General features: G+C 66.0%; 21 protein-coding genes. 6 read left to right on the top strand and 15 right to left on the bottom strand.

The window, feature by feature from the left end; translation table 11 throughout:
• Positions 1-7 precede the first annotated feature (7 nt).
• A complete protein-coding gene (locus tag C8K14_RS03745) occupies positions 8-2,326 on the bottom strand; it encodes an ATP-dependent helicase (RefSeq protein ID WP_233250884.1) in 2,319 nt (772 codons plus the stop codon).
• A 248-nt stretch (positions 2,327-2,574) separates the two neighbouring features.
• On the opposite strand from C8K14_RS03745, the gene C8K14_RS03740 reads away from it, so the two are divergent.
• Positions 2,575-3,186 carry a hypothetical protein gene (locus tag C8K14_RS03740; protein WP_107715720.1) on the top strand — a complete coding sequence of 204 codons (612 nt, stop codon included), beginning with the start codon at positions 2,575-2,577 and terminating at the stop codon, positions 3,184-3,186.
• A 158-nt stretch (positions 3,187-3,344) separates the two neighbouring features.
• A complete protein-coding gene (locus tag C8K14_RS03735) occupies positions 3,345-4,616 on the top strand; it encodes an MFS transporter (protein WP_199223678.1) in 1,272 nt (423 codons plus the stop codon).
• 86 nt (positions 4,617-4,702) lie between these two features.
• On the opposite strand, the gene rsmD is transcribed toward C8K14_RS03735, so the two are convergent.
• Together rsmD and C8K14_RS03725 are read right to left on the bottom strand one after the other, a co-directional pair.
• Positions 4,703-5,254: a 16S rRNA (guanine(966)-N(2))-methyltransferase RsmD gene (gene rsmD / locus C8K14_RS03730; RefSeq protein ID WP_062781754.1), complete on the bottom strand. Its 552-nt coding sequence runs from the start codon at positions 5,252-5,254 to the stop codon at positions 4,703-4,705.
• Between the two features lie 4 nt (positions 5,255-5,258).
• Complete coding sequence (locus C8K14_RS03725; protein WP_107715778.1) at positions 5,259-6,422, bottom strand: RNA pseudouridine synthase; 1,164 nt, start codon at positions 6,420-6,422, stop codon at positions 5,259-5,261.
• A gap of 175 nt (positions 6,423-6,597) precedes the next feature.
• Here C8K14_RS03725 and C8K14_RS03720 point away from each other — a divergent pair, with 175 nt between their 5' ends.
• Positions 6,598-8,310, top strand: coding sequence for an MFS transporter (locus C8K14_RS03720; protein WP_233250883.1), 1,713 nt, complete (start codon positions 6,598-6,600; stop codon positions 8,308-8,310).
• 72 nt (positions 8,311-8,382) lie between these two features.
• On the opposite strand, the gene C8K14_RS03715 is transcribed toward C8K14_RS03720, so the two are convergent.
• The 4 genes from C8K14_RS03715 to trpB form a co-directional block, all read right to left on the bottom strand.
• The gene (locus tag C8K14_RS03715) at positions 8,383-9,705 is read right to left on the bottom strand and encodes a folylpolyglutamate synthase/dihydrofolate synthase family protein (RefSeq protein ID WP_107715719.1); all 1,323 of its coding nucleotides are present in this window, start codon (positions 9,703-9,705) and stop codon (positions 8,383-8,385) included.
• A gap of 57 nt (positions 9,706-9,762) precedes the next feature.
• Complete coding sequence (gene accD, locus C8K14_RS03710) at positions 9,763-10,611, bottom strand: acetyl-CoA carboxylase, carboxyltransferase subunit beta (RefSeq protein ID WP_107715718.1); 849 nt, start codon at positions 10,609-10,611, stop codon at positions 9,763-9,765.
• A complete protein-coding gene (gene trpA, locus C8K14_RS03705; protein WP_062781765.1) occupies positions 10,608-11,408 on the bottom strand; it encodes a tryptophan synthase subunit alpha in 801 nt (266 codons plus the stop codon). The genes accD and trpA overlap by 4 nt, the downstream gene beginning before the upstream one ends.
• A gap of 273 nt (positions 11,409-11,681) precedes the next feature.
• Complete coding sequence (gene trpB, locus C8K14_RS03700; protein WP_062781984.1) at positions 11,682-12,917, bottom strand: tryptophan synthase subunit beta; 1,236 nt, start codon at positions 12,915-12,917, stop codon at positions 11,682-11,684.
• A gap of 446 nt (positions 12,918-13,363) precedes the next feature.
• Between trpB and C8K14_RS03695 the strand changes: the two genes are divergently transcribed.
• The gene (locus C8K14_RS03695; RefSeq protein WP_022675999.1) at positions 13,364-13,825 is read left to right on the top strand and encodes a hypothetical protein; all 462 of its coding nucleotides are present in this window, start codon (positions 13,364-13,366) and stop codon (positions 13,823-13,825) included.
• Positions 13,826-13,943: 118 nt separating this feature from the next.
• Here C8K14_RS03695 and C8K14_RS03690 read toward each other — a convergent pair whose 3' ends face one another.
• The 7 genes from C8K14_RS03690 to C8K14_RS03660 form a co-directional block, all read right to left on the bottom strand.
• On the bottom strand, positions 13,944-14,588 hold the full coding sequence (locus tag C8K14_RS03690; RefSeq protein ID WP_107715717.1) for a phosphoribosylanthranilate isomerase: 645 nt from the start codon (positions 14,586-14,588) through the stop codon (positions 13,944-13,946).
• A gap of 23 nt (positions 14,589-14,611) precedes the next feature.
• Positions 14,612-15,373, bottom strand: a complete 762-nt coding sequence (locus C8K14_RS03685) for an SIMPL domain-containing protein (RefSeq protein ID WP_107715716.1) — start codon at positions 15,371-15,373, stop codon at positions 14,612-14,614.
• Positions 15,374-15,453: 80 nt separating this feature from the next.
• Positions 15,454-15,978 (bottom strand): GNAT family N-acetyltransferase, encoded by a 525-nt coding sequence (locus C8K14_RS03680; RefSeq protein WP_054131948.1) that lies wholly within the window; start codon positions 15,976-15,978, stop codon positions 15,454-15,456.
• Between the two features lie 6 nt (positions 15,979-15,984).
• Positions 15,985-16,668, bottom strand: a complete 684-nt coding sequence (pyrF, locus tag C8K14_RS03675) for an orotidine-5'-phosphate decarboxylase (protein WP_054131949.1) — start codon at positions 16,666-16,668, stop codon at positions 15,985-15,987.
• Positions 16,665-16,982, bottom strand: a complete 318-nt coding sequence (locus C8K14_RS03670) for a LapA family protein (protein WP_054131950.1) — start codon at positions 16,980-16,982, stop codon at positions 16,665-16,667. The genes pyrF and C8K14_RS03670 overlap by 4 nt, the downstream gene beginning before the upstream one ends.
• A gap of 87 nt (positions 16,983-17,069) precedes the next feature.
• Positions 17,070-18,383 (bottom strand): adenylosuccinate lyase, encoded by a 1,314-nt coding sequence (gene purB / locus C8K14_RS03665; RefSeq protein ID WP_107715715.1) that lies wholly within the window; start codon positions 18,381-18,383, stop codon positions 17,070-17,072.
• 209 nt (positions 18,384-18,592) lie between these two features.
• Positions 18,593-19,279 (bottom strand): DUF2490 domain-containing protein, encoded by a 687-nt coding sequence (locus C8K14_RS03660; protein ID WP_054131952.1) that lies wholly within the window; start codon positions 19,277-19,279, stop codon positions 18,593-18,595.
• A gap of 225 nt (positions 19,280-19,504) precedes the next feature.
• Here C8K14_RS03660 and C8K14_RS03655 point away from each other — a divergent pair, with 225 nt between their 5' ends.
• Positions 19,505-21,913, top strand: coding sequence for a TonB-dependent receptor (locus tag C8K14_RS03655; protein WP_107715714.1), 2,409 nt, complete (start codon positions 19,505-19,507; stop codon positions 21,911-21,913).
• An 848-nt stretch (positions 21,914-22,761) separates the two neighbouring features.
• Entirely contained in the window at positions 22,762-24,834 is a 2,073-nt protein-coding gene (locus C8K14_RS03650) for a S46 family peptidase (RefSeq protein ID WP_233250882.1), read from the top strand.
• On the opposite strand, the gene C8K14_RS03645 is transcribed toward C8K14_RS03650, so the two are convergent.
• Complete coding sequence (locus C8K14_RS03645) at positions 24,792-26,111, bottom strand: cyclopropane-fatty-acyl-phospholipid synthase family protein (RefSeq protein ID WP_107715774.1); 1,320 nt, start codon at positions 26,109-26,111, stop codon at positions 24,792-24,794. The genes C8K14_RS03650 and C8K14_RS03645 overlap by 43 nt on opposite strands.
• Positions 26,112-26,221 lie beyond the last annotated feature (110 nt).

Here is a 26,221-nt window from a genome sequence, read left to right as displayed (position 1 = left end):
CCTGGTGTCAGGCCGGTTTCACGAAGCTGTCGAGCACGCGCTTTTCACCGCCGCTGTCGAACTGGATTTCCAGCTTGTTGCCTTCCTGGCTGGAAATGGTGCCATACCCGAATTTATCGTGAAACACCCGCGCGCCCACGGCCAGATCGGCGCGTGGCTTGCTGGCAAAGCTGGCGGCGCTGCGCGTGTTTTCGGCAATCTTGCGCGGCTTGGGGTCGAACATCTGCGCCGCGGCGCGCTGCCAGCCGGGGCCGCGCGTGCTGGCCTTGGCGGGGTGATTGCGCGCCACGTCGGCAAAGGGATCGCTCGCCTCGCTCCAGTTGGCGCGCCACATCGATGCCCCGCCCGACAGGGTGGTTTCCTGCTCGATGTGGTCCTCGGGCAGTTCCTCGATAAAGCGCGAGGGGATGGCGCTGGTCCACTGGCCATAGATGCGGCGGTTGGCGGCATTCAGGATGGTGCAGCGCCGCCGCGCGCGGGTGATCGCCACATAGGCCAGGCGGCGTTCTTCCTCCAGGCTGGCAAGGCCGCCTTCGTCGAGCGCGCGCTGCGAGGGGAACACCCCTTCTTCCCAGCCCGGCAGGAACACCTGGTCAAACTCCAGGCCCTTGGCGGCGTGGATGGTCATGATCGTGACCTTGTCCTCGTTGGCCTGGGCCTCGTTGTCCATCACCAGGCTTACGTGCTCCAGGAAATCGCCCAGCGTCTCATACTCTTCCATGGCGCGGACGAGTTCCGACAGGTTTTCCAGCCGGCCATTGGCCTCGGCGGTCTTTTCGGCCTGAAGCGCGGCGGTATAGCCGCTTTCATCCAGGATCGTGCGCGCCAGTTCGGCCGGCGAGAGCGTGGCGACCTGTTCGCGCCAGCGCAGGAAATCGCGCACCAGCGCGGCCAGCGTGTTGCGCGCGCGGGCCGGCAGTTCGTCGGTATCGGTAATGTCATAGGCGGCGCGCAGCAGCGGCACCTGGTTGGCACGGGCAAAGCGGAACAGCTTTTCCAGCGTCTTGTCGCCCAGGCCACGCTTGGGCGTATTGTAGATCCGCTCGAACGCCAGATCGTCTGACGGTTGGCCCACCAGGCGCAGGTAGGCCAGCGCATCGCGAATTTCGGCGCGCTCGTAAAAGCGGAAGCCACCGACAATGCGATAGGCGAGGCCGATCTGGATGAAGCGGTCTTCGAACTCGCGCGTCTGGAACTGTGCGCGCACCAGGATCGCCACACGGTCGAGCGGGCAGCCCTCGCGCTCCAGCCGCTCGATCTCCTCGCCCACGCGGCGCGCTTCCTCGGGCGCGTCCCACACGCCGATCACGCGCAGCTTGTCGCCGCCGTCGCGCTCGGTCCACAGCTGCTTGCCCAGCCGCTGCGCATTTTCGGCAATCAGGCCCGATGCCGCGCCCAGGATATGCGGGGTGGAGCGATAGTTCTGCTCGAGCCGGATCACCTTGGCGCCGGGAAAATCCTTTTCAAAGCGCAGGATGTTGGCCACTTCGGCGCCGCGCCAGGAATAGATCGACTGGTCATCGTCGCCCACCACGCAGATGTTCTTGCGCACTTGCGCCAAAAGCCGCAGCCACAGGTACTGCACCGCGTTGGTGTCCTGGTATTCGTCCACCATGATATAGCGGAAACGGTCCTGCCAGCTTTCCAGCACATCGCGATGCTGGCGGAAGATCACCAGGATATGCAGCAGCAGATCGCCGAAATCGCAGGCGTTGATGGTGCGCAGCCGGTCTTGATAGAGCCGGTAGAAATGCGCGCCACGGCCATTGGCATAGGCTTCGTTTTCCCCGGCATCGAGATCATCCGGGCCCAGCCCACGGTTCTTCCAGCGATCGATCAGCCCGGCCAGCTGCTTGGCCGGCCAGCGCTTGTCGTCCACGCCTTCGGCCTGGATCAGCTGCTTGAGCAGGCGCAACTGGTCATCGGTATCGATGATCGTGAACGAACTGGTCAGCCCGACCAGCTCAGCATGGCGGCGCAGCATCTTGGCCGCGATCGAATGGAACGTGCCGAGCCACGGCATCCCTTCCACTGCCGGCCCGATCAGGTGCCCCACGCGCTCGCGCATCTCGCGCGCGGCTTTGTTGGTAAAAGTCACGCACAGGATCTGCGACGGATAAGCCAGGCGCTGGCGCAGCAGATTGGCAAGGCGCGCGGTGAGCGCGGCGGTCTTGCCGGTGCCGGCACCCGCCAGCATCAGCACCGGGCCATCGGTGGTCAACACCGCCTCGCGCTGCGGCGGGTTCAGGCCTGACAGCCAATCGGGCTCGTTGCCTGCAAGGGGGCCGGGGGGAGAGTGGGGAGAAGGGGGGGCAAAGCTCGTCACGGTGGAACAAGTAGGGAACCGGGTGCGCAGGCGCAAGGCGGATTTGCCCATCCGCCACCGTCCTATGCCCCGGCCAAAGCTTCCCATTCATCTGTCATACATCAACAAAATCACCGCTTGCCGCACACACGGGGCAAGTCGAGCGGCTGATCGACACAATATCACGTCTGGCCGAATGCCCGGAAACGAAATGACAGGATCGGGCGTAACTTGGGCAATTCGGATCTTTGGAACAGGAGAAGATCTCCATGCGAAAGATGATTTTCATCAGCGCTCTGGCGCTCTCGACCGCTTCGCTGCCCGTTGCTCTCCATGCTCAGGCAGCAGCCACCCCGCCGGCTACCGCAACTCCGACTGGTCCGTTCTCGATGACGACGGAACAGAAGGGCCAGTACGATGGCTGGCCGGCCGATCTCAAGGCCAAGTATGATGCATGGCCGTCGGCCCAGCAGGAATACTTCTGGTCGCTGAATGCGGACCAGCAGAAGGGCTGGTGGGCGATGAATGACACCCAGCGCGGCCAGGTCTATGCCATGACGCCTGACCAGCGCGCCCAGATTTGGCCGTCGATTGTGGCCCAGGTTCAGGGCCGGGCGTCGGCTTCGGCATCCGCTTCGGCAGCGGGCAGCACCCCGCCGGCCCCCACCGCTGACTCGAACAGCAGTGGCATGTCGGGCGGCATGGCGGCCAACACCGCCACGGCGCCTGCCCCGGCCCCGAGCGGCGATACCGGCATGGACAGCGCAGCGACGGCCAGCAGCAGCAGCCAGTATGCGTCCAACGCTGACGCCACGCCCAAGAAGTATCCCGTGTGCTCGCGCACGGTGACGGATAGCTGCCGCAACCGTGGCGGTGTCTGAACCAAACAAGCCCTGAAGGGTCGCACATCTGTTGCCTTGGCAACGGGGAGGGGGCGCCGGGAAACCGGCGCCCCTTTTCGCGTCAGCGCCGCGTGTCAGGCCGCCAAATCGATTGCGCGCTTGACAAGGAAGGGGCCGGCGGGAACGTCGCGCAGATCATGACCGCGCCCTCCCATCCGCTTCGCCAGAACGCCCGCATCCTTGCCGCCAGCCTGGTTGGCACGGCGGTGGAATTCTATGATTTCTATATCTACGCCACGGCGGCTGCGCTGGTCATCGGGCCATTGTTCTTTCCGGCGCAGGCACCCGAAGCGCAAGTGCTGCTCTCGTTCATGACCTTTGGCTTGGCATTTTTTGCCCGGCCGGTTGGGGCCATCGCGTTCGGCCATTTCGGCGATCGGGTCGGGCGCAAGTCCACGCTGGTGGCCAGCCTCATGCTGATGGGCGGGTCGACGATGCTCATCGCGTTACTGCCTACTTATGCCATGGCCGGGCCAGTGGCGCCGGCGCTCTTGTGCCTGCTGCGCTTTGGCCAGGGCTTTGGCCTGGGCGGGGAATGGGGCGGCGCTTCGCTGCTCGCGGTGGAAAACGCGCCAAAGGGATGGGAAGCACGCTTTGGTGCCGCGCCGCAATTGGGGGCGCCGCTGGGCTTCCTCTTTGCCAACGGGCTGTTCCTGATCCTGGGCCTGACCTTGCCCGAAGCCGCCTTTGCCAGCTGGGGCTGGCGTGTGCCGTTCCTGGCCAGCGCGGTGCTGGTGCTGCTGGGCCTGTGGGTGCGGCTCAAGATCGGGGAAACCGCCGCGTTTCGCGCCGCGCAGGAAGCCGCGCCGCCGCCCAAGGTGCCGGTGGGCCGCCTGATGGCCGATCATCCCGGCGCGGTGCTGGCCGGGATTGCCGGCGTGGTCGCCTGCTTTGCCATCTTCTATCTGGCCACCACCTTTGCCCTGTCGTTCGCCACGACCAAGCTGGGTTATGCCAAGCAGGAATTTCTGGCGGTGCAATTGGCGGCCAACTTCTTCCTGGCGGCGGGCATCGCGCTCGCCGGCTGGTGGGCCGACAAGCGCGGGCCAGCAGCCGTGCTGCGCGTGGGCGCCGGGTTGACCGCGCTGGTTGGCCTGGTCTTCGGCGTTGGCCTTGGCTCGGGCCACCTGCCGCTGGTCTTTGCCACGCTGGCCCTGGCGCTGTTCGTGATGGGGCTGGTCTATGGCCCGCTCGGCGCCTGGCTGCCGACGCTCTATGCCGTGCCGGTCCGCTACACCGGGATTTCGATCGCGTTCAACGTTGGCGGGATCATCGGCGGGGCACTGGCGCCCTTCGCCGCCCAGGCGCTGGCCCAGCGCGGCGGCACGGCCAGCGTTGGCCTGTTCCTGACGGTGGCCGGGGCGGTGACGCTGGCCGGTGTGGTGTTTGCGCCCAAGCCGGCGCGATAAAGGGCTTCGACAGGCTCAGCCCGAACGGATTTCAACAACGTGACCCGTTCGCCCTTAGCTTGTCGAAGGGCGCAAAGCGCTGACCGTCAGTCCTTGGTTTTCAGGCGCAGCAGCGTCAGGCGGGCCTTGCCCACCTTGCGTTCGCTTTCCACTTCGCAGGCCTTGATCTGCGGCACTTCGTCGGCATGGGTTTCAAGGGAAACCCAGGTGCCTTCGCCGATCCAGCCCAGGCGCACCAGCTTGTCCACCGCCACGGCGCCTGCACCGGTGCCATAGGGCGGATCGAGCAGGATCAGGTCGAGCGGCTCCTTGACCGGGCCAAGCGACAGCACCGACGAGGCGCGCACGTCGGCCTGGCCCTGCACGCGAAAGGCGGCGAGGTTGGCGCGGATCGCGCGGATCGCCGCGGCGTCCTGTTCCACGAACAGGCAGTGCGCCGCTCCGCGTGACAGCGCTTCCAGCCCCAAGGCGCCCGATCCGGCAAACAGATCGGCCACTTTCAGGCCTTCGAAATCGCCCAGCCGGCTGGCCAGCATCGAAAACAGCGTTTCGCGCGTGCGGTCAGACGTGGGGCGGGTGGTGTCTCCGGCAGGCGCGCTCAGCTTGCGGCCGCGCCATTGCCCAGCAATGATACGCATTCGTTCAATTTTCCGATTTGGGCTGGGCGAAGTTGGTCGGGGCAGGGCTGGTCTTGAGCGTCTTGCGGAAGCGCTCGACCAGAACCTGCGGCACTTCCTCGGCTCCGCCGCGCGGCAGGTCGGCCAGCTCGAACGGGCCATAGGCGATGCGCAGCAGGCGCGAGACCTGAAGGCCCAGATACTCGAGCACGCGGCGCACTTCGCGGTTCTTGCCTTCGGTCAGGGTCATTTCGATCCACTGGTTGCGGCCGGTGCGCCGCTCCATGTTGGCATCGATCTGGCCATAGCGCACACCTTCGATCTCGATGCCCTCGATCAGCTCTTCCAGGCGGTCTTGCGAGATGTCGCCAAAGGTGCGGGCGCGGTAGGTGCGCGGGATGCCGGTCGCAGGCAGTTCCAGCGCGCGCTTCAATTCGCCATCGTTGGTCAGCAGCAGCAGGCCTTCGGTGTTGAGGTCGAGCCGGCCCACCGGCATCACGCGCGGGGTTTCGGGGGGCAGCGCGTTGCGCAGCGCGTTGTAGATCGTGGGCCGCCCGGATGGATCGCGCTCGGCGGTGATCAGGCCCGCCGGCTTGTGAAAGCGGAACACGCGGGTGGGGGCGGCGGCGGCGATCAGCCGGCCATCGACACTCACGCCCTTGAGGTTCTTGAGGATCGTGGCGGGCGTGGTGACCAGTTCATCGTTCAGGCGCACGCGCCCCTCGGTGATCAGGCGCTCCACTTCGCGGCGCGAGGCAACGCCGGCGCGCGCGAGCAGCTTGGCAATGCGTTCGCCCTCGCGGCCGTCTTCGCGCGGCTGGGCAGGGGTGGGCGCGGGGCGCGCCGCCGGTTTGCCAGCGGGGGTGCGATTGGCGATCTTGAACGGACGGTCCCCCTTGGGCCGCTCGCCGACGCGGGGCTGGGTGAGCGAGCGGGCCTGCGCCATGCCGCTGGGGCGATCGTCGCGGCGCGCGGCGGGCTTGGGGGAGGCCGGCTTGGGGCTCAGCTTGCCTTCGATCTTGGTGCCCGGCCGGGTGGCTGGCTTGCCAGCCGGCTTGGCGCCGTCACGGGGCGCGGCGCGGTCTGCACGCGGCGCTGGCTTGCCATCGGGACGGCGTGTACTTGCGGCCTTGTTGGAAGCGGCGGGCCGTCCCGGGCGGCCGCTCCTGCCTTTTGGGGGAAGTGTCATCGCCGGCCCATAGACCATCGGCGGCTTTGCGTCAAAGCGGGGCGGCCTTGACGCTCAGGCATGGGGCTTGGACAGGCTCAGCCCGAACGGGTGGGCAAGGAATTCCGTTCGCCCTGAGCTTGTCGAAGGGCATTCCCCGCGCCTAGGGTGTCATGCTGTTACCAAGGAGACCATGATGGCATCGGCCCCGGCGCCAGCCCCGCAACCCAAACCAAAGGGCTGGCAGCTGTTCAAGCTGGCACTGCAAACGCGCAAGTCTGCCACGATGCTGGGTTTCGGGTTCTCTTCCGGCCTGCCCTTTGCGCTGCTGATCGGCACACTCAACGCCTGGCTGGGGGAGGTGAAGATCGACCTGGCCACGATTGGCGTGCTGTCGTGGATCGGGCTGACCTATTCGTTCAAGTTCCTATGGTCGCCGCTGGTGGACCGGTTGGCATTGCCGGGGCTTGAGCGCCTGGGCCGGCGCAAGAGCTGGATCGCGTTGTGCCAAGGCGTGCTGGTCGCCAGTTTCATGGGCCTCGCCGCTACCGATCCGGCTCATGCCATCGGCACGTTCGCGCTGTTCGCCTTCCTGGGCGCACTGGCCTCTGCCACGCAGGACGTGGCGATCGATGCCTGGCGTATCGATGTGGCCGACGAGCAAACCAGCGTGGAACTGCTCACCTCGATCGGGCAGTTTTCCTATCGCATCGCCTCGATCGTGGGGGGCGCGCTGGCGCTGGTCATGGCCGGGCGGATGAGTTGGCCGCTGGTCTATCTGCTGATGGCCGGGCTGATCGCGCTGATCATCGTGGTGACCCTACGCGCGCCCGATACACCGCGCGTGGGGCAGGGGGCGCTGCATGCCGCGCTCAGCCAGCCTGGCGAGCTGGCGCCCAAGGCACGGGGACTGGCGCTGCTGGTCGTGGGGGTAAGCTGGACCTGGGCGATCGTCACGATCGTGGCCTTCATGGTCCACATGCTTCGCCCCTTGGCGCCGGGTGCAAAGCATCCGTCGGTGGCCGCTTTCACGCGCGAGACCGGCCCATGGATCGTGGTCGCCACCGTGGCTGTGCCCTTGCTGGTATCGGCCGTGGTCAACGCCCTCAAGGTGCGCGGGCGGGCGGTTCTGGTGGCGCCTGACGATGTTCATGGCCCGGGGCGCACCGCGCTCAACCACCTTTACGTGGCGCTGGTTTCTCCGTTGTCGGAACTGGTCGGCCGTTTGCGCTGGGGCGTGCTGGTCGTGATCGGCATGATCCTGACCTATCCGTTGTGCTATAATATGTGGGCCAGCTTCGCCTTTCCGTTCTATCTGGATTTCCTGCATTATTCCAAGGACGAGGTGGCTTTTGCCTCCAAGCTGTTCGGCATTTTCATGAGCATGGGGGGGGTTGGCCTGGGTGGCTTCCTGTTCGTGCGGGTGGGGCGCATGCCCACGATCCTGCTCGGTGTGGCGCTGCCCATCCTGGGCAACTTCGTCTATGCTGATCTTGCCGAAGGCGGGGCGATGATCGATCGCGTGGCCCATGGAGTGGGCCTACAGGCCCTGCTGGGCGCCTTCGGGTTCGACGATCGCATGGTGCGCCTGCTGCTGACGATCGGGTTTGAAAACATATCGACCGGCATCGCTGGCGCAGCGTTTGTCGCCTATATTTCCACAATTGTCAGCCGCAGCTATACCGCCGTGCAATATGCGCTGCTCTCTTCGCTCACGTTCCTGATCGGCTCGCTGGGGCGAGGCATCGCCGGCGAGGCGTTCGACCTTTACGGCTATGCCACGGTATTCCGCTATGCTGCGGCCGCCGGTGGACTGGCGGTGGTGTTCGTGCTGCTGGAATGGGTGCGCGTGTCGCGTTTGGCCGCACACCACCCCCCGACCCCCTCCTCTGAAGAGGGGGGGAGATAACGGGCTGAAACTAAAGCCCCCTCCTCTTCAGAGGAGGGGGTTGGGGGTGGTGCGATCCCTAACCCGAACGGCTCAATCCGGCACTTCGCCATTCCGCCGCAGCACATCGCCGGCGAGATAGAGCGAGCCCACGATCAGCACGTCGCCACCCGGTGGCAGCGCGGCCAGCGCCTGCGCCACATCGGCGAAGCTGTGCACCGGCAAGGCGCTGTGCGCGGCGAAATCCTCGGGCCGGTGGGCATCGTGGCCCGGTGCGGGCACGACCGAGATCGACAGGGCATGGCCGCCCAGCGGGGCCAGGATGGCGCCCGGGTCCTTGTTGGCCAGCATGCCGATGATCACGTGCACGGGCGGCTGCGCGGCAAGGTGGCGGGCGATCGCCAGCCCGGCGTCGGGATTGTGCCCGCCATCGAGCCACACCGTGCGCCCCGGCACTTGCGCGGTCAGCGGGCCATGGCCCAGCCGCTGCAGGCGGGCGGGCCAACGCGCGGCACGGATGCCCGCAGCCATGGCCGCTTCATCAATCGTCATCACGGTCTGGTGGCGCAGCATCGCCACGGCGAGTGCAGCGTTTTCCGCCTGGTGCAGCCCGGCAAGGGCGGGCAGGGGCAGGGTGAGCGCGCCCATGGCATCGCGATAGGCGATGTCTTGGCCGATGGCGGCGTCCCAGGCTGTGCCGCGCGCCAGCACGGGGGCGCCGTGCGCTGTGGCGGTTTCCGCCACCATCTGCGCGGCGCGGGCCGGATAGCGCAGCGTGACCAGCGGCACGCCCGCCTTGGCGATGCTGGCCTTTTCAAACGCGATGCGCACCAGCGGATCGTGCACGGCCGCATCGGGAATCGTCTCGTCGGGTGACAGCAGGAACGCCTCGTGATCCAAGCCCAGCGTGGCCAGGCCGGTAACGGCGGCCGTGGGCAGGATGTTGGTGGCGTCAAGCCGGCCGCCCAGCCCGGTCTCGATCACGCAAGCGTCCGCCGGCACGCTGGCAAAGGCCAGGAACAGCGCGGCGGTGGTCACTTCGAAAAAGCTCGGCGTGAGATCGGGCTGCGCCGCATCGAGCGCCTGCTTGAGCAGGGCGGCCAGCGTGGCATCGTCGATCAACTGCCCGGCAAGGCGGATGCGCTCGTTATAGCGCACCAGGTGCGGCTTGGTGGCGGTGTGGACGCGCAAGCCCTGTGCTTCGAGCATGTAGCGCAGATAGGTGCAGGTAGAGCCCTTGCCGTTGGTGCCCGCAACGTGGAACACCGGCGGCAGGCGGTCCTGCGGGTTGCCCAGCCGGGCGCAGAGTTCGCGCACGGTGTCGAGGCCCAGCCGCCCCTGCGGCAATGACAGTGCGCCCAGCCGATCGAGCTGGGCCTGCACGGCCGGATCCTCGGAAATCGCGAAGTCCTTCACGAAAACCCCTCTCCCCATCTGGCCCCCGCGCGCGGGCGGGGGCAGGGCGCATTCGCGTCAGGCGGCCTTGGCGGCCATCAGGTAGTCGATGGTTTCAGCCAGCGTGGCGCGCAGGTTGTGGCGGTGCACCACCATGTCGATCATGCCATGGGCGTGCAGGTATTCGGCCCGCTGGAAACCCTCGGGCAGCTTTTCGCGGATGGTGTCCTGGATCACGCGCTGGCCGGCAAAACCGATGAGCGCGCCCGGCTCGGCAATCTGGACATCGCCCAGCATGGCATAGCTGGCGGTGACGCCGCCGGTGGTGGGATCGGTCAAGACCACGATATAGGGCAGGCCGGCGGCGTGCAGGCGGCTGATCGCCACGGTCGAGCGCGGCATCTGCATGAGGCTGAGGATGCCTTCCTGCATGCGCGCGCCACCGGCTGCGGTGACGGCGATATAGGGGCACTTTTCACGGATCGCGCGTTCGGTGCCGGCGATGAAGGCATTGCCCACGGCCATGCCCATCGATCCGCCCATGAAAGCGAATTCCTGCACGCCGACGACGGCCTTCTTGCCTTCGATGCGGCCCACCGCGTTGGTCAGCGCATCGGGGTGCGGGTTGGCAGCACGAGCGGCCTTGATGCGATCGCCATATTTCTTGGTGTCGCGGAACTTGAGTGGGTCTTCCTTGACCTTGGGCGCCGGCAGCAGGGTAAAGCCCGCGTCCATCAGCTGCGCGAGGCGCGCATCGGCGCCGATACGGCCATGATGATCGCAGCGGGGGCAGACCGACTGGTTTTCTTCATACTCCTTGGTGAACAGCATTTCGCTGCACCCGGGGCACTTGATCCACAGGTTGTCGGGCGTGTCGCGCTTGGGGGTGAAGGGCAGCGCGTTGCGAACGCGGTTGATCCAGCTCATGCGATATCCTTTCGCGCCGCATGCACGGCCGCGCTCAGCGACGCGACAAGATCGCGTACCGGGCCAGCGGCATCAGCGCCGTGTTGGGCCACGAGATCCACCAGGGCCGAGCCGACGACGACGCCATCGGCCACGGCGGCAATGCCCCCAGCCTGTTCGGGCGTACGCACGCCAAAGCCCACGGCAACGGGGATCGTGGCGGTCTGCTTGATCCGCGCCACCGCCTCTTGGATCGAGGCGAGCGCGGCCGATTGCTTGCCGGTAATGCCGGCAACCGAAACATAATAGAGGAACCCGCCCGAACCATCGAGCACGGCGGGCAGGCGCGCGGCATCGGTGGTGGGGGTGGCGAGGCGAATGGGCGAAATGCCGTGTGCGCGCAGCGCCGGGCCCAGTTCGGGGTCTTCCTCGCTGGGAATATCGACGCAGATCACGCCATCGATGCCGGCATCGGCGCAGGCATCGGCAAACCATTCCGCGCCGCGGGTGATCATCGGATTGGCATAGCCCATCAGCACCAGCGGCACATCGGGATGGCGCGCGCGGAAGCCCTTGGCGATGGCCAGGATATGCGCGGTCTTGGTGCCGGCGGCGAGCGCGCGCAGGTTGGCGTTCTGGATCGCCGGGCCATCGGCCATGGGATCGGTGAACGGCATGCCCAGCTCGATCACGTCGGCGCCACCGGCCACCAGTGCGTCAAGGATCGCGGGCGTCGCCTCGGGCGTGGGATCACCGCCGGTGACGAAGCACACGAGGGCAGCATGGCCCTTGGCAAAGGCATTGGAAAGGCGGGTCATCAGCCGACAACTCCACTGCATGTCACGCTCGCGATCGCCAGCGGCAAGGACATCATTTCCAACACACCTTCCATGATCTTTCAGGTTCCGGGCTGCGCACTACGTGATTTGCGCCGAGATGCAAAGAGCCCTGCCTTTTGCCCTCATCGTCACCCCGGACGTGATCCGGGGTCCAGCTTGCGGCCTCTCCCTTGGCTGCACGCATTCAGCTGGACCCCGGATCAAGTCCGGGGTGACGCGTGGGGAGTGGAAAGGCCTGCTTGCCGATTGATTTTACAGCTTCACCCCCAGGTGCTCGGCCACCGAGAAGATGTCCTTGTCGCCCCGGCCACACAGGTTAGCGAGGATGATCTGGTCCTTGTCCATGGTCGGCGCCAGCTTGGTGACAGCAGCGATGGCATGGGCCGGCTCGAGCGCGGGGATGATCCCTTCGGTGCGGCAGAGCAGCTGGAAGCCTTCGAGTGCCTCGGTATCGGTGACCGAGGTATAGTCGACGCGGCCGACATCCCTGAGCCAGGCATGCTCTGGCCCGATGCCGGGGTAATCCAGGCCGGCACTGATCGAGTGGCCTTCGGTGATCTGGCCGTCCTCGTCCTGCAACAGGTAGGTCTTGTTGCCGTGGAGAACGCCAGGGCGCCCACCGGCGAGCGAAGCGGCGTGTTCCTTGTCAAGGCCATGGCCAGCCGCCTCGACACCCAGCATCTTGACGTCGGGATCATCGAGGAACGGGTGAAACAGGCCGATGGCGTTGGACCCGCCACCGATCGCGGCCACGAGCACGTCGGGCAGGCGCCCGGTGCGGGCGAGCATCTGGGCGCGGGCTTCCTTGCCGATCACGCTTTGGAAATCGCGCACCAGCTCGGGATAGGGATGCGGGCCGGCGGCGGTGCCGATGATGTAGAACGTGTCATGCACGTTCGCCACCCAGTCGCGCAGCGCCTCGTTCATCGCATCCTTGAGTGTGCCGGCGCCAGCCGTGACCGGCACCACTTCGGCGCCGAGCAGCTTCATGCGGAATACGTTGGGCGCCTGGCGGGCCACGTCGGTGGCGCCCATATAGACCACGCAGGGCAGGCCAAAGCGCGCGCAGACGGTGGCGGTGGCCACGCCATGCTGACCCGCGCCGGTTTCGGCGATGATCCGGGTCTTGCCCATGCGCATCGCCAGCAGGATCTGGCCGATGCAGTTGTTGATCTTGTGCGCGCCGGTGTGATTGAGCTCGTCGCGCTTGAACCAGACTTGCGCGCCCTTGCCTGCCGGCGCGTTCTTGGCCAGCTCCTCGGTCAGCCGCGGCGCGAAATAGAGCGGGCTGGGCCGGCCGACATAGTGTTCGAGCAGGTCGTCGAATTCGGCCTGGAACGCGGCATCGGCCTTGGCCTTGCGGTATTCCGTTTCGAGATCGAGGATCAGCGGCATCAGCGTTTCGGCGACATAGCGACCGCCGAACTGGCCGAAGTGGCCACGATCGTCGGGCTGGTTGCGGAAGCTGTTCGGGTTCTGGGCAGTCATGGTCCAGCCGCTTGGCAGAGGGCGGGGCGGTTGTCCAGATTCATGGCCAAAGGGGCGGCGGGCCAGTGGCGGCCGCCCGGCGCCGGGCATGGTCAAGGCATTTTGCCGTAGTTTGCATTTTTGCAATCGCATTTCAGCAATTTGCACGATTGCGCGTTCATCCTGGCGTAATGTCTGGGCGCTAGATGGCGTCTTGCAACGTCGTGAAGGCGGTCCCGTAATGGGGCCGCCTTTTTGCGTTTTACATTACTGCAACTATACTTTCTGTCTATTTGTTCAGATAGGGATAAACCTTTCTAAATTGACAGAAACTGTGGCAAAAATGCCATGCGTACTATGTTAGAGTCAGAAATCTTACAGTTATGACTTGTTGACGATTGGCGTGCGGCCTACTTGCCCGATCGACCGCCGCACCAAACGGCGGCTTGAATGCAAGGAGGTTTATTATGCGTCTCGTTCTTCTCGCGCTCGCCGGTACCCTGGCTGCAGCCGCCCCGGCCATGGCCAACGAGGTCCGCGTCGAAGCGCACAGCGGTGTGCTCTGGAATCACGATGCCACCGATGCCACGGCTGGCGTTGCGGCAGGCTATGACTACGATCTTGGCCCGGCAGCCTTCGGCGGCGTCGAAGTCTCGGCCGACAAGATTCTCAACAGCTATGCCAAGCGCGTGTCGGTTGGCGTGAGCGGCCGCCTGGGTGCGAACCTGGCCGGCACCAAGCTTTATGCCGTGGGCGGCTATGCCACCACGCCCTGCACCGATTGCGGTGGCGCGTGGAACTTTGGCGCCGGCGTGCAGAAGTCGTTCATGCAGAAGTTCTACGGCAAGGTGGAATACCGCCACTACATCGCCGACGAAGGCCTGGGCAACCGCGATGCGGTGACCGCTGGCGTTGGCCTGAAGTTCTGATCGGACCCTGTTTCGACAGGACAATTTTCGAACCAGGAAAAGCAGCGGGCGGCGCGAAAGCGTCGCCCGTTGTCGTTTGCGGGGCTGCGGGTTGCGCGGCTACGGCCGGCGTTGGCGTTCAGGCCGATCGGGCCGCGCGGCAAAACGCCTGGATGCGGCTTTCGTCCTTGACGCCCGGCGCGCTTTCCACGCCGGATGATACGTCGACGAGTTCGGCGCCGGTCTGGCGCACGGCATCGGCAACATTGTCGGGGCCCAGGCCGCCGGCCAGTCCCCATGGCGTGGGGCCGCGATAGGCGTTGAGCAGCGCCCAATCGAACACCAGCCCTAGGCCGCCGGGAATGGCCGCGCCCTTGGGTGCCTTGGCGTCGAACAGCAAGAGATCGGCCGCCCCGGCATAGCGGGCAGCGGCTGCGACATCGGCAGGTGCGGCCACCGACAGCGCCTTCCACACCGGCAGGCCAAACTGGGCTTTCAACTGCGCGGCGCGTTCGGGGGTTTCGTGGCCGTGAAGTTGCAGCACATCGAGGTGGGCCGCGGCAATCGCCTCGCCGATCGTGGCATCATCGGCATCGACGAACAGGCCAACCAGGCGGCTGCGCCCGGCATTGCGCGCGCCGAGGAGCGCGGCATCGCGGATCGTGACATGGCGGGGTGAGGGAGGAAAAAACACGAGGCCGGCATAGTCGGCGCGCGCGGCAAGCGTGGCGTCGAGCGCGGCACTCGTGTTGATTCCGCAGATCTTGATGGCTGGGGCTGGCATGGCCAGCCCATGTGGCGTCTTGCTTACTGCGGTGCAAGCTCGAACGTGATGGTGACGCTGGCGTTGACGTCCAGTTCGCCGGCGGCAACCGGGCTGGGCGCGGCCATCATCATCTTGTCGGCGCGGGCATAGAGCATCGGCGGCTGCGGCGACCAGCCACCGGTTTCGCTGATGGTCAACATGCGCACCACCTTGAGGCCGGCGGCGCGGGCATAGAGATCGGCGCGGGCGCGGGCCTTGGCCACGGCATCGACGCGGGCCTCGTCCATTGCCGCTTCGGGCTTGTCGATCTGGAAGCTGGGGCCGTTGACTTCGTTGGCGCCGGCCTTGACCAGCGTATCGATCACCTGGCCATAGCGCGCAAGGTCACGCTGCTTGACCTGCACCTGGTTGGTGGCGCGATAGCCCACGATCACTGGATCGCCTTGCGTGCTGCCATCGGCCAGGCGCTTCTGCTCGCCATAGACCGGGCTGACCGACAGGTTGCTGGTCTGCATGTCGCGGGCGGCAACGCCGCTCGACTTGAGGGCCGCCATCGTGGCGTTCATCGCGCGGGCGTTGGCTGCCAGCGCCTCGCTCGCCGTCTGGCCCTGGGTGGTAACGCCGGCGGTGAAGACTGCCAGATCGGGCACGCGGGTGCTGCGGCCTTCGGCCTGCACGGTTAGCACCGTGGCGCCCGGGCTGACGACCGGGGCGGTCTGCACGGCCTGCTGGGCCATGGCGGGGGTGACCAGCGCGGCCAAGGGCAGGGCGGAAAGACTGGCGGCGAGGATAAGGCGCTTCATCGGGACGGTCTCCGTATGTGACGGCTGGGGAATGGCCGAAGCGAGCTTGCAGCGCGCTGAACCGTTGCCGGGGTAACCGTTCAGGAAACCATCCGTTCCAGTACGACCATGGCGAAGTCGACCGGCGTGGCGCCAGGGAAAGGCCGGGTTTCGCCGGTCCGAACATAGCCGCGCCGCTCGTACCAGGCGATCAGTTCGGGGCGGCGATCGATCACCGTCATTTCGATTGCGCGGGCGCCCAGCTCGCTTTGGGCCATCGCATCGCATTGCGCCAGCAGCGCGCGGCCCAGGCCACCGGCCTGCACATCGGGATCGACGCACAACATGCCGAGGTAGGCCTTGCCCTGCGGCAGCGCCGTCAGGGTAACGGTGCCGATCAGCGCGCCATCGGCGGACTGCGCCACGATTACGCAGCGGTCCGGCGCGGTGATGGCAGCGGCGAGTTCTGCGTCAGACGTGCGCTCGTCATCCAGCAGGTCAGCCTCGTGCGTCCAGCCCTGGCGTGCTGTGTCGCCGCGATAGGCGCGTTCGACCAGGCGGCGCAGCGCCGGCAGATCGGTGGGCGTGGCCAGCCTGAACGTGAGCGCGGGTGCAACGCCGGGCATGATGGATCAGAGCGTGGCTTCGATGGCGCGGGCGGCGGCCAGGGGATCTTCGGCGCGGCTGATCGGGCGGCCGATGACCAGGCACGAAGCGCCGGCATCGCGCGCCGCGCGCGGGGTCACCGCACGCTTCTGGTCACCGAGCGCTGAACCCCGGCCTTCGGCAGGGCGCAGGCCCGGCACCACGAAATAGCCGTTCTTCCAGCGGCGGTGCACTTCGCCCACCTCGTGCCCGGAACAGACGATGCCATCAAGGCCGGCTTCCTGCGCCAGGTCTGCCAGGCGCAGGACCTGGTCGTGCGACGAACCGCTGACCCCGCCGCGCGCCAGATCGGCATCGTCCAGGCTGGTCAGCACGGTTACCGCCACCACCTTGCAGCCTTCACCGGCGGCCGCCTTGGCGTCTTCCATCATCGCGCGCCCGCCCGAGGCGTGAATGGTGACGATCGCCGGCTGCAGCACGTGGATCGACTGCATCGCCGCTGCCACCGTGTTGGGAATGTCGTGCAGCTTGAGATCGAGGAAGATCGGCATGCCGATCTTGGCCATTTCATGCACGCCGTGGTGGCCATGCGCGCAGAAGAATTCCAGCCCCAGCTTCAACCCACCGACGTGGCCTTTCACCTTTTGCCCCAGCGCCACGGCGGCATCGAGACGGGGAAGATCGACGGCAAGAAAGATCGGGTTGCTCACGGGTGGATATCCGTCTGGGCCGCATCGCTGGCGGCTTCGGTGGCAGGAAAGGCGCCGGCCTGGCTCACCAGGCTCGACTCCAGGGTGGCGATGCGGCGCTTGAGGCGCCAGCGACGCAGCCGGCCTGCCGCCCACGGCGGCACGAAACCGGCCAGGAAAAAGACCAGGGCGACAAAGCCCACCGGCCAATCGAAGTGCAGATAGCCCGCGCCATATGGCCAGAAATTCACGCGGGCGGTGTCCGCGTTCATGGCGATGAACGCGGCAAAGGCCGCAATCAGGGCCAGCCACAAGACGATGCGGATCTGCTTCATGTGCGGCGCTTCACCCTTCAACCTGCCGTGCCAAACACACGGGTGGCGGACATTAGGCAGATTGCAGACGAAGCGCCAGCACTTGCATTATTCGCCAAACACCCGGGCGAAGATGGTATCCACAGCCTTGAAATGGTAATCGAGGTTGAACTTTTCCTCGATCGTCTGCGGGCTCAGTGCCTTGGTCACGTCGGCATCGGCCTTGAGCAGTTCGAGCAGCGAGAGCTGGCCGTCGGATTCCCACACCTTCATCGCATTGCGCTGGACCAGGCGATAGGCTTCGTCGCGGGTCACGCCGGCCTGCGTCAGCGCCAGCAGCACGCGCTGCGAGTGGACCAGGCCGCCCATGCGATCGAGGTTCTTCTGCATGCGCTCGGGATAGACCACCAGCTTGTCGACCACCGAGGTGAGGCGCGCCAGCGCGAAGTCGAGCGTGATCGTGGCGTCGGGGCCGATGAAGCGCTCCACCGAGGAGTGCGAGATATCGCGTTCATGCCACAGCGCCACGTTTTCCAGGGCCGGCGTCACCGCCGAGCGCACCACGCGGGCCAGGCCGGTGAGGTTTTCGGTCAGGATCGGGTTGCGCTTGTGCGGCATGGCCGACGAACCCTTTTGCCCCGGCGAGAAGTATTCTTCCGCTTCGAGCACTTCGGTACGCTGCAGGTGGCGCACTTCGGTGGCCAGGCGCTCGATCGAGCTGGCGATCACGCCCAGCGTGGCAAAGAACATGGCATGGCGATCGCGCGGGATCACCTGGGTGGAAACCGGCTCCACGCTCAGGCCAAGCTGCTCGGCCACGTACTCTTCTACCGCCGGATCGATATTGGCAAACGTGCCGACCGCGCCCGAAATGGCGCTGGTGGCGATTTCGGCGCGGGCATTGACCAGGCGCGCGCGGCAGCGCGAAAACTCGGCATAGGCTTCGGCCAGCTTCTTGCCGAACGTGGTCGGTTCGGCATGGATGCCGTGGCTGCGGCCGATGGTGGGGGTGTACTTGTGCTCCAGCGCGCGGCGCTTGATCGCGGCGAGCAGCGCGTCGATATCTTCGAGCAGGATGTCGGCGGCACGGGCCAGTTGCACGGCCAGCGTGGTGTCGAGCACGTCAGAGCTGGTCATGCCCTGGTGCATGAAGCGCGCCTCGGGGCCCACCTGCTGCGCCACCCAATCGAGGAACGCGATCACGTCATGCTTGGTCACCGCCTCGATCGCGTCGATCGCGGCCACGTCGATGGTGGGATTGGTCGCCCACCAGTCCCACAGCGCCTTGGCGCCGCTTGCGGGCACCACGCCCAGGTCGCCCAGCTTCTGCGTGGCGTGGGCCTCGATCTCGAACCAGATGCGATAGCGCGCTTCGGGTTCCCAGATCGCGGTCATCGCGGGGCGGGCATAACGGGGGACCATGGTTCGACTCCGGGTTTGCGGTTTGCTCGGCTGTGCCCCGCCCGCTAGGGGCGCACGGCCGCTAAGGCAAGCCCTGCGCGGATTGGCCCCGCGGGGATCGGCCCGCCCCACGGCGCCGTTCCCCCCGGTTCGGCACAGCAGGGCGGGCCTGCCCCGCACGCGCCGCCAGGCGGGGCGCGGGGTGAGGGAGGCAGCGGCCTTTCAGACGCTTAGAGCGCGATGTTGAGCGCCACCGAGGCGACATGGTCGCTGGTATCGAGCTTGCCGGGGCGCACGCCGTGCTGGTTGAGATAGCCGGCCTCGATCGTCAGCTTCTTGGCGATCGGCGCATTGATGCCGATGAAATTGCGCATGCGCTCCTCGCCGTTCACGGTCTGGAACACGGTCTTGTTGAGATCGATGAAGCTTTCGTGGCTGGCCACGATCATCACCTTGCTGCCCTGCGCCACGGGCAGGCTGGCCTTGAGGAACGGGCGCAGGCGCCAGGCGGTGCCGGGCATGTTGTCGCGCCAGCGCTGTTCCAGCCGCATACGCCCGTTGAAGCGCACCGGGCCGAGATGGGCAAAGTTGTCAAAGCTCACTTGCTGGCGAAAGCGCCGCTCCATCACCGCGAAATCGCCATGCAGGTAGTTGGGATCATGGGTGTAGCCGAGCCAGACGGTGAACGTCTTGTCGAGGTTGTAGCCCACCATGAAGTTGTTTTCGAGTTCGTAGAAACCGCGCGCATTGCCGGTGCGCAGGATGGTTTCGTTGGACAGGCGCCAGTTCTTGCCTGCCTTGGCTGTGACCAGCAGCGTTCCCCATCCCTGGGTATCGGTATCGGCCCGCGCAGCGACCGGGGCAAACAGGACTGCTGCCAGGGCAACGGCACTGCAGAGAGAGGGCAGGATACGCATGGGAAAGGGTGTCCGTTCAGGGCTGTTGGCTGCCCCTATGACGTTTTGATGACACATTCGTGACAAAGGATTGACGCGAAATAGACGGATTTGATGGTGATTGTGCTGCCATTTCCGCAGCTTCGATCCGCTCTTGCGCCATGCTATGTTTCAGTGAATATAGCTTGAAGTGACATTTTATGACGGTCTGCCGGGCAGGCCGTCGGTGCAGGGGCAAGACATTCCATGCAAAACGTGATCGATCGCCGGTGGCGGCGGGCTGTGCCGTGCGCCCTGGCGCTGGCAACCGGCCTCGGCATTGCGAACCCAGCCTGGGCTGATTCGCCCGACGCCGCCAGCGTTCCGGTCGCGACCACGGATGCCCTGCGCACGGCCGGCGATATCGTGGTGACGGCGCGCCAACGCCCTGAACCGGCCCAATCGGTGCCGGCCGCGCTCAGCGTGGTGGATGGCGCGTGGCTCGATCGGTCGCTGGCGGTGAACACCCAGGCGCTCACCACGCTGGTGCCGGCGCTCACCTATTCCTCGGCGAACCCGCGCAACACGGCCTTTACCATCCGCGGCCTGGGATCGAGCGTGGTGGCGGTCAGCCAGGCCAATGACGGGCTCGAGCCGGGCGTGGGGTTCTATGTCGATGGCGTCTATCATGCACGGCCGGCCACGGCGGCGTTCGACTTTGCCGATGTGGAGCGGGTGGAGGTCTTGCGCGGGCCGCAAGGCACGCTGTTTGGCAAGAACACCACGGCCGGCGCCATTGCCATCACCTCGCGCCTGCCCTCGTTCACCCCGGCGGCGAGCGAAGAGGTGAGCGTGGGCGAACGCCGCCTGGTGCAGGCCAAAGCCATGGCCACAGGGCCGCTGATCGATGACGTGCTGGCCTATCGCCTTTCGGGCCTGCTGACGCGGCGCGATGGCGTGATCCATAACGTGCGCACCGGGGCTGATCAGAACAGCGTCGATAACCAGGCGCTGCGCGGCCAGTTGCTGTTCACCCCGTCTGCCAGCGTGCAGTTGCGCGTGGTGGCCGATTATGCCCGCTTTGGCGGGGACTGCTGCACCCAGGTCTATCTGCGCGTCGGCACCAGCCTGCGCAGCCCGGCACGCCAATACGCCGCGCTGGCGGCAGCCGCGCACTATGCGCCGCCCAGCACCAACCCCTATGACCGGCTGACCGACATCGACGCCGGGCTGGGCGTGAACACCAACGAGGGCGGCATTGCCGCCACGCTCGATTGGCATCTGGGCGGGGCCACGCTGACGGCGATCAGCGCCTGGCGCTTCTGGAACTGGGACGCGGCAAATGACCGCGACTATACCGGGCTGCCGATCCAGACCACGCAGCATATCCCCTCGCGCCAGGACCAGGTGAGCCAGGAACTGCGCCTTGCCTCTGATGGGCAGCGCGCCCTGTCTTACGTGGCCGGGCTCTATTATTTCCGCCAGGTCATCACCGGGCATCCGATCTCGATCTATGGCCCCTATGGTGCGCCGTGGCTGCTCGGCAGGACCACCAGCAATGGCACGGCGATCCCGACCAACCTGCTCGATGGCTATGGCCAGGGCGGCGACACGCGCTTTGCCGTCAACAGCTATGCCGCCTTTGCCGAGGTGAACTGGACGATCGTGCCGCGCCTGACGCTGACCGGCGGCCTGCGCCAGACCTGGGAAGACAAGCAGGGCAGCTACAACACCAGCGTGTTCGGTGGCCCGCAGGTGACCAACGCCGCGCTGATCGCTGCGCAGCTGTCGGTGCTGCGGCCGCAGGCCTATGCCGCCAGCACCCGCGATTCCAGCCTGTCGGGCCGCGCCAACCTGGCCTGGCAGGTGAGCGATACGGTGATGGCCTATGGCGGCTATGCCCAGGGGTTCAAATCGGGTGGGATCAATATGTCGGGCCTGCCGCTCGACAGCGCCAACCAGCCGGTCCTGGCCACGGCCGTGATCCGGCCCGAACGCAACATCACCTGGGAAGGCGGCATCAAGAGCCAGTGGTGGGATCGGCACCTGTTGCTCAACCTGGCCGCCTATCGCACCACGGTGCGCGATTTCCAGGCAACGGTGGTCGATTCCAGCCAGACCGTGGCCCTGCGTGGCTATCTCTCCAACATTCCGCGCGTGCGGGTGCAGGGGGTGGAGGCTGATGCTGCGCTGCATTGGGGCGGGCTCGTGCTGACGGCGGGGCTTGCCTATGCCGATGGGCGCTATACCGATTATCCCAAGGGGCCTTGCCCGCTGGAGGCGCAGACCGCCGCGACTATCGCCTGCAACCTGACCGGCAAGGCGCTGACCGGCCTGTCGCGCTGGAGCGAGACTCTGGGCGTGGACTATCGCCTGCCGATGGCACGGGGCGAATGGGTGCTGCACAGCGATACCGCTTGGCGCAGCAGCTATAACGGCGATCCCTCGCTGTCGCGCTATACCTGGATCGATGGCTATGCGCTGACCAACGCCAGCCTGGCCTGGCGCAGCCGCCGCGATGGCGGGCCGGGCGTGGAACTGGGCGTGTTTGCGCGCAACCTGTTCAAGGCCAACTATATCCAGAACCTGACGATACAGGCCGGCAATTCCGGACTGATCCTGGGCACGCCGAGCGATCCACGCACCTTGGGCGTGACGTTCCGGGCGTGGCAGTGAGATGACGCGCGGCCCTGCACGACTGCGCCAGCGCCGGTTCGGATGGTGACGCCGATGGATGGGAATTGATCGGCCGCGCCATCGCCGGGCCGCGGATGAGGCGCGGAACGACGTGATGGCGCGGGGCGGGCCGTCCCCGCTGCCCAATTACCTCATTGTGATCCGCCGCTGCGCTCCTCCTACCGAGGCTGGCAGGCGCCGGGCCAGGTAGGTGACGCTGGGCAGGCGACAAGCCAGGCAGGTGACAGGCCAGGCAGGTGACGGCGCCACGCCATCGGGCCTAAGGAGGCCGGAGAGCCGGCGCCATTGCACTTTTGCGGCTCTATCATCTCCGCAAGGCAGGGGGCACAAGGCATGGTTCAATGGCTGCCGATGGAGCAGGCAGAAACGGCCGCGCCATGCCGGGTGGCCGGGCGCGTGGGTGGGCGGGTCGGGCAGCGACACTGCCCGACGGATAGCAGATGCCACGACTTCCCCAGCCGTTGGCAACCCTCCGGAGCTATGGCCAATCCGCCTGCATCCGGCCTTGTTCCATCAATGCCAATGTCGCTTCCCTTATACCCCCTGCTAAGTGAAGACCTGTAGCGTTGGGCCTCAATCGGGCGGCAAAGTCATCCCGCGATAGTTTGGGTTCCGAGCGACATTGCCGTTTGTTGCGGCGTGGTTTGCAAAGAACCGTAAAAATGTTCAGCGCGGTTCAGTGCTTACCGTGCTGCGGCATTCTGTCGGTTTCGGACCGATTGGCGTGGCCCAAGATTTCCGTTCTTTGCCTTCGTTTCGGTTTGCGGCGCGCCGCGGTCCATGGCACCCCTGCGCGCATCGCAATGCCCTGCAAGAGGATGCCTTTCATGCTGTCTTCACCCGCGCTTTCGCGTCTGCGCCAGGCCATGATGGCCGGCGCCATGCTGGCCACGCCCTTTGCCCTTGCCGCTCCGGCGCAGGCCGACGAGGGCATGTGGACGTTCGATGCCTTTCCCGCCGCGAAGATGAAGCAGGACTATGGCTGGGCGCCCGACCAGGCCTGGCTCGATCGCGTGCGCGCCTCTGCCGTGCGGTTGACTGGCGGCTGTTCCGCCAGCTTCGTCTCGGCCGAGGGCCTGATCCTCACCAACCATCACTGCGTGGTGGAATGCGCGCAGAACCTGTCGAGCGAAAAGGAAGACGTCGTGGCCAACGGCTTTGTTGCCGCGCAGCGCGAGGACGAGCGCAAGTGCCCGGGCCAGCAGGCCGAAGTGGTGACGGCCATCACCGATGTGACCGGGGCAGTGAAGGGCGCGATCGGCAGCCTCGCCGGGGAAGCGCTGGTCAAGGCGCGCGACGCCAAGATCGCCGAGATCGAAAAGGCCGGCTGCAAGGACCTGGCCACGACGCGTTGCCAGGTCGTCACCCTGTTCGGCGGCGGGCAGTACAAGCTCTATACCTATCGCAAGTATTCCGATGTGCGGCTGGTCTGGGCGCCGGAATTCCAGGCGGCGTTCTTTGGCGGTGATCCCGACAACTTCAACTATCCGCGCTATGCCCTCGATGCCGCGTTCCTGCGCGCCTATGAAAACGGCAAGCCGGTGAAGGTGGCCGCGCACCTCAAGTGGAGCCCGCGCGCGCCGCAGCCGGGCGAGGCAACGTTCGTGGTCGGCAATCCCGGTTCCACCCAGCGCCTGTTCACGATGTCGCAGATCGCGTTCCAGCGCGAAGTTTCCCTGCCGATCACCAACACCGTTCTGTCGGAACTGCGCGGCCGCCTGATTACCGCAATGGAGCAAAGCCCGCAGCGCAAGCGTGAAGGTGGCGACAGCCTGTTCGGCTTTGAAAACGCGCTCAAGGTCTATATCGGCCGGCAAAAGGCGCTGAACGACCCGGCGTTCGTCAAGACGCTGGCCGACAACGAAGCCACGCTCAAGGCCAAGGTCGCCGGCAATGCCGCGATCGGTGATCCGTGGAGCCAGGTGAGCGAGGCGGTGGCCGCCTATCGCAACATCTATCCCGCCTATCGCTTTACCCAGCCGATGGGCGATCTCTATGGCTATGCCGAAACGCTGGTGAAGGCCGCGATCGAAAAGGCCAAGCCCAATGGCGAGCGACTGCCCGGCTATACCGACAGCGCACTGCCGCTGCTGGAAAAGCAGGTGCTCGATGCCAAGCCGATCTATCCCTGGCTCGAACAGCTGGAGATGGAATGGAGCCTGTCCAAGGCGCGTGAATACCTGGGCGCCGATGATCCCGACACGCGCCTGATGCTGGGCAAGGAAAGCCCCGAAGACCTTTCGGCGCGGCTGGTGACCGGCACCAAGCTGGGCGATCCGGCGGTGCGCAAGGCGCTGTGGGAAGGGGGCGCTGCGGCGATTGCGGCCAGCACCGATCCGATGATCGTCTATGCCCGTAGCCTTGAGCCGCGCCAGCGCGAACTGCAAAAGGCCGTGGATTCGCAGTACCAGGGCCCGTTGGCTGCTGCCGGGGCCAAGCTCGCCGATGCGCGCTTTGCCGCCTATGGCGCCACGCTCTATCCCGATGCCACGTTCACCCTGCGTATCAGCTATGGCAAGGTGGCCGGGTGGAAGGAACGCGGCGTCGATGTGGCACCGGTGACCACGATGGGCGGCGCGTTTGACCGTGCCACCGGGGCGCAGCCGTTCCTGCTGGCCAAGCAGTTTACCGACCATGCCGCGCAGATCGACAAGGCCACGCCGTTCGATTTCGTGACCACCAACGACATCATCGGCGGCAATTCGGGGTCACCCGTGGTGGACAAAAACGGCGCGGTGATCGGCGCCGCCTTTGACGGGAACATCCACTCGCTGGGTGGCAACTATGGCTACCAGGGCGATGTCAACCGCACCGTGGTGGTCAGCACCGCCGCCGTGCAGCAGGCGCTGGAAAAGATCTATCCGGCGCCCGCGCTGGTGCGCGAATTGGCATCGAACTGAAAGACCTTGGTCCCGTCGGCGTCGTTCGCGACGTCGGCGGCAGCCAAGCGGCGCGCGCGCAGACTGGCCTCTTCAGTGCCGATGTAATCGCGGGTAAGCGGCAGGGAGTCGCGGTGACGCACCAGCTGGAACTGGAAATTGACCATGTCGGCATGCTCGAACGCGGTCGCCGCGCCTGACAGATAGAACAGCCACATGCGATAGAAGCGCGCGTCGAACAGCGCCTCGATCTTGTCCTTGTTGGCCACGCAGCGTTCGTACCAGGCGCGCAGCGTGGGCGCATAATGGCGACGCAGCACTTCCACATCGGTGACCATCAGGCGGTTGGGCTCGATCGCGGCAACGGTTTCGCTCATCGCCGGGATATAGCCGCCGGGGAAGATGTACTTGCGCGTGAAGTCATCGGTGACCGAGGGCGGGCCGACGCGGCCGATCGTGTGCATCAGCATCACGCCATCCTCGGCCAGGATATCGTGGCACTTCTGGAAATAGGCGCCGAAATTGGGCACGCCGACATGCTCGAACATGCCCACCGAGACGATGCGATCATAGTGGTCGGTCACGTCGCGATAGTCGGTCAGGCTGAAAGTGACCTGCCCGTCCACGCCTTCGCGCGCGGCCCAGCCCTTGGCATAGGCGAGCTGTTCCTTGGACAGGGTGATGCCATGCACGCTCGCGCCGGTCAGCTTGTGCAACTGGATGGCAAGACCGCCCCAGCCGCAGCCGATATCGAGCACGCGGTGTCCCGGGCGCAGCGCCAGCTTGGCGGCGATATGCTCAACCTTTGCGTGTTGCGCTTCTTCCAGCGTGGTGACGCCATCGGCCCAATAGGCGCAGGAATACTGGCGCAGCGGGTCGAGAAACAGATCGTAGAGCCGGTCATCGAGATCGTAATGGTGCGCCACGTTGCGGCGCGAGGCGGCGCGGGCGTTGACCCGGTCGACCCGGCCCACGATGTTGAGCCACAGCTTGCGCAGCGGGCCGGGGTTGTCGATATCGCCGGCACGCTCCCACGGGTTGTTGGCCCGCACGAAGCTGATAAAATCCATGATGTCGCCGCCTTCGATGCGAACGCGATCATCCATGAATGCTTCGCCCAAGCCCAGGCTGGGATTGCGCGCCAGGAAACCCGGCACCTTCTTGTCCATCAAGCGCAGCGTTAGATCGGGCCAGCCTTGTTCCTTGGTGCCGAACACGCGGCTGCGGCCATCAGCTTCAATTACCGTCAAAGTACCGTGGCGGATCAGGCGCTTGAGCACCGGACCCAGGATAAGCATGGACATCGTTCAAAAAGCTCCGACGGTCCCGTCCCGTGTCCGGCCACTATGCACAAGCGCGGCCCGCCTGCAAGCGGACCGCGCCTTTTATTGATTATCCTGATTTTTCA

The sequence above is a fragment of the Novosphingobium sp. GV079 genome, from assembly GCF_003058045.1.
In the GTDB taxonomy this organism is placed as follows: domain Bacteria; phylum Pseudomonadota; class Alphaproteobacteria; order Sphingomonadales; family Sphingomonadaceae; genus Novosphingobium; species Novosphingobium capsulatum.
This window is presented reverse-complemented; position numbering and strand designations above follow the sequence as displayed.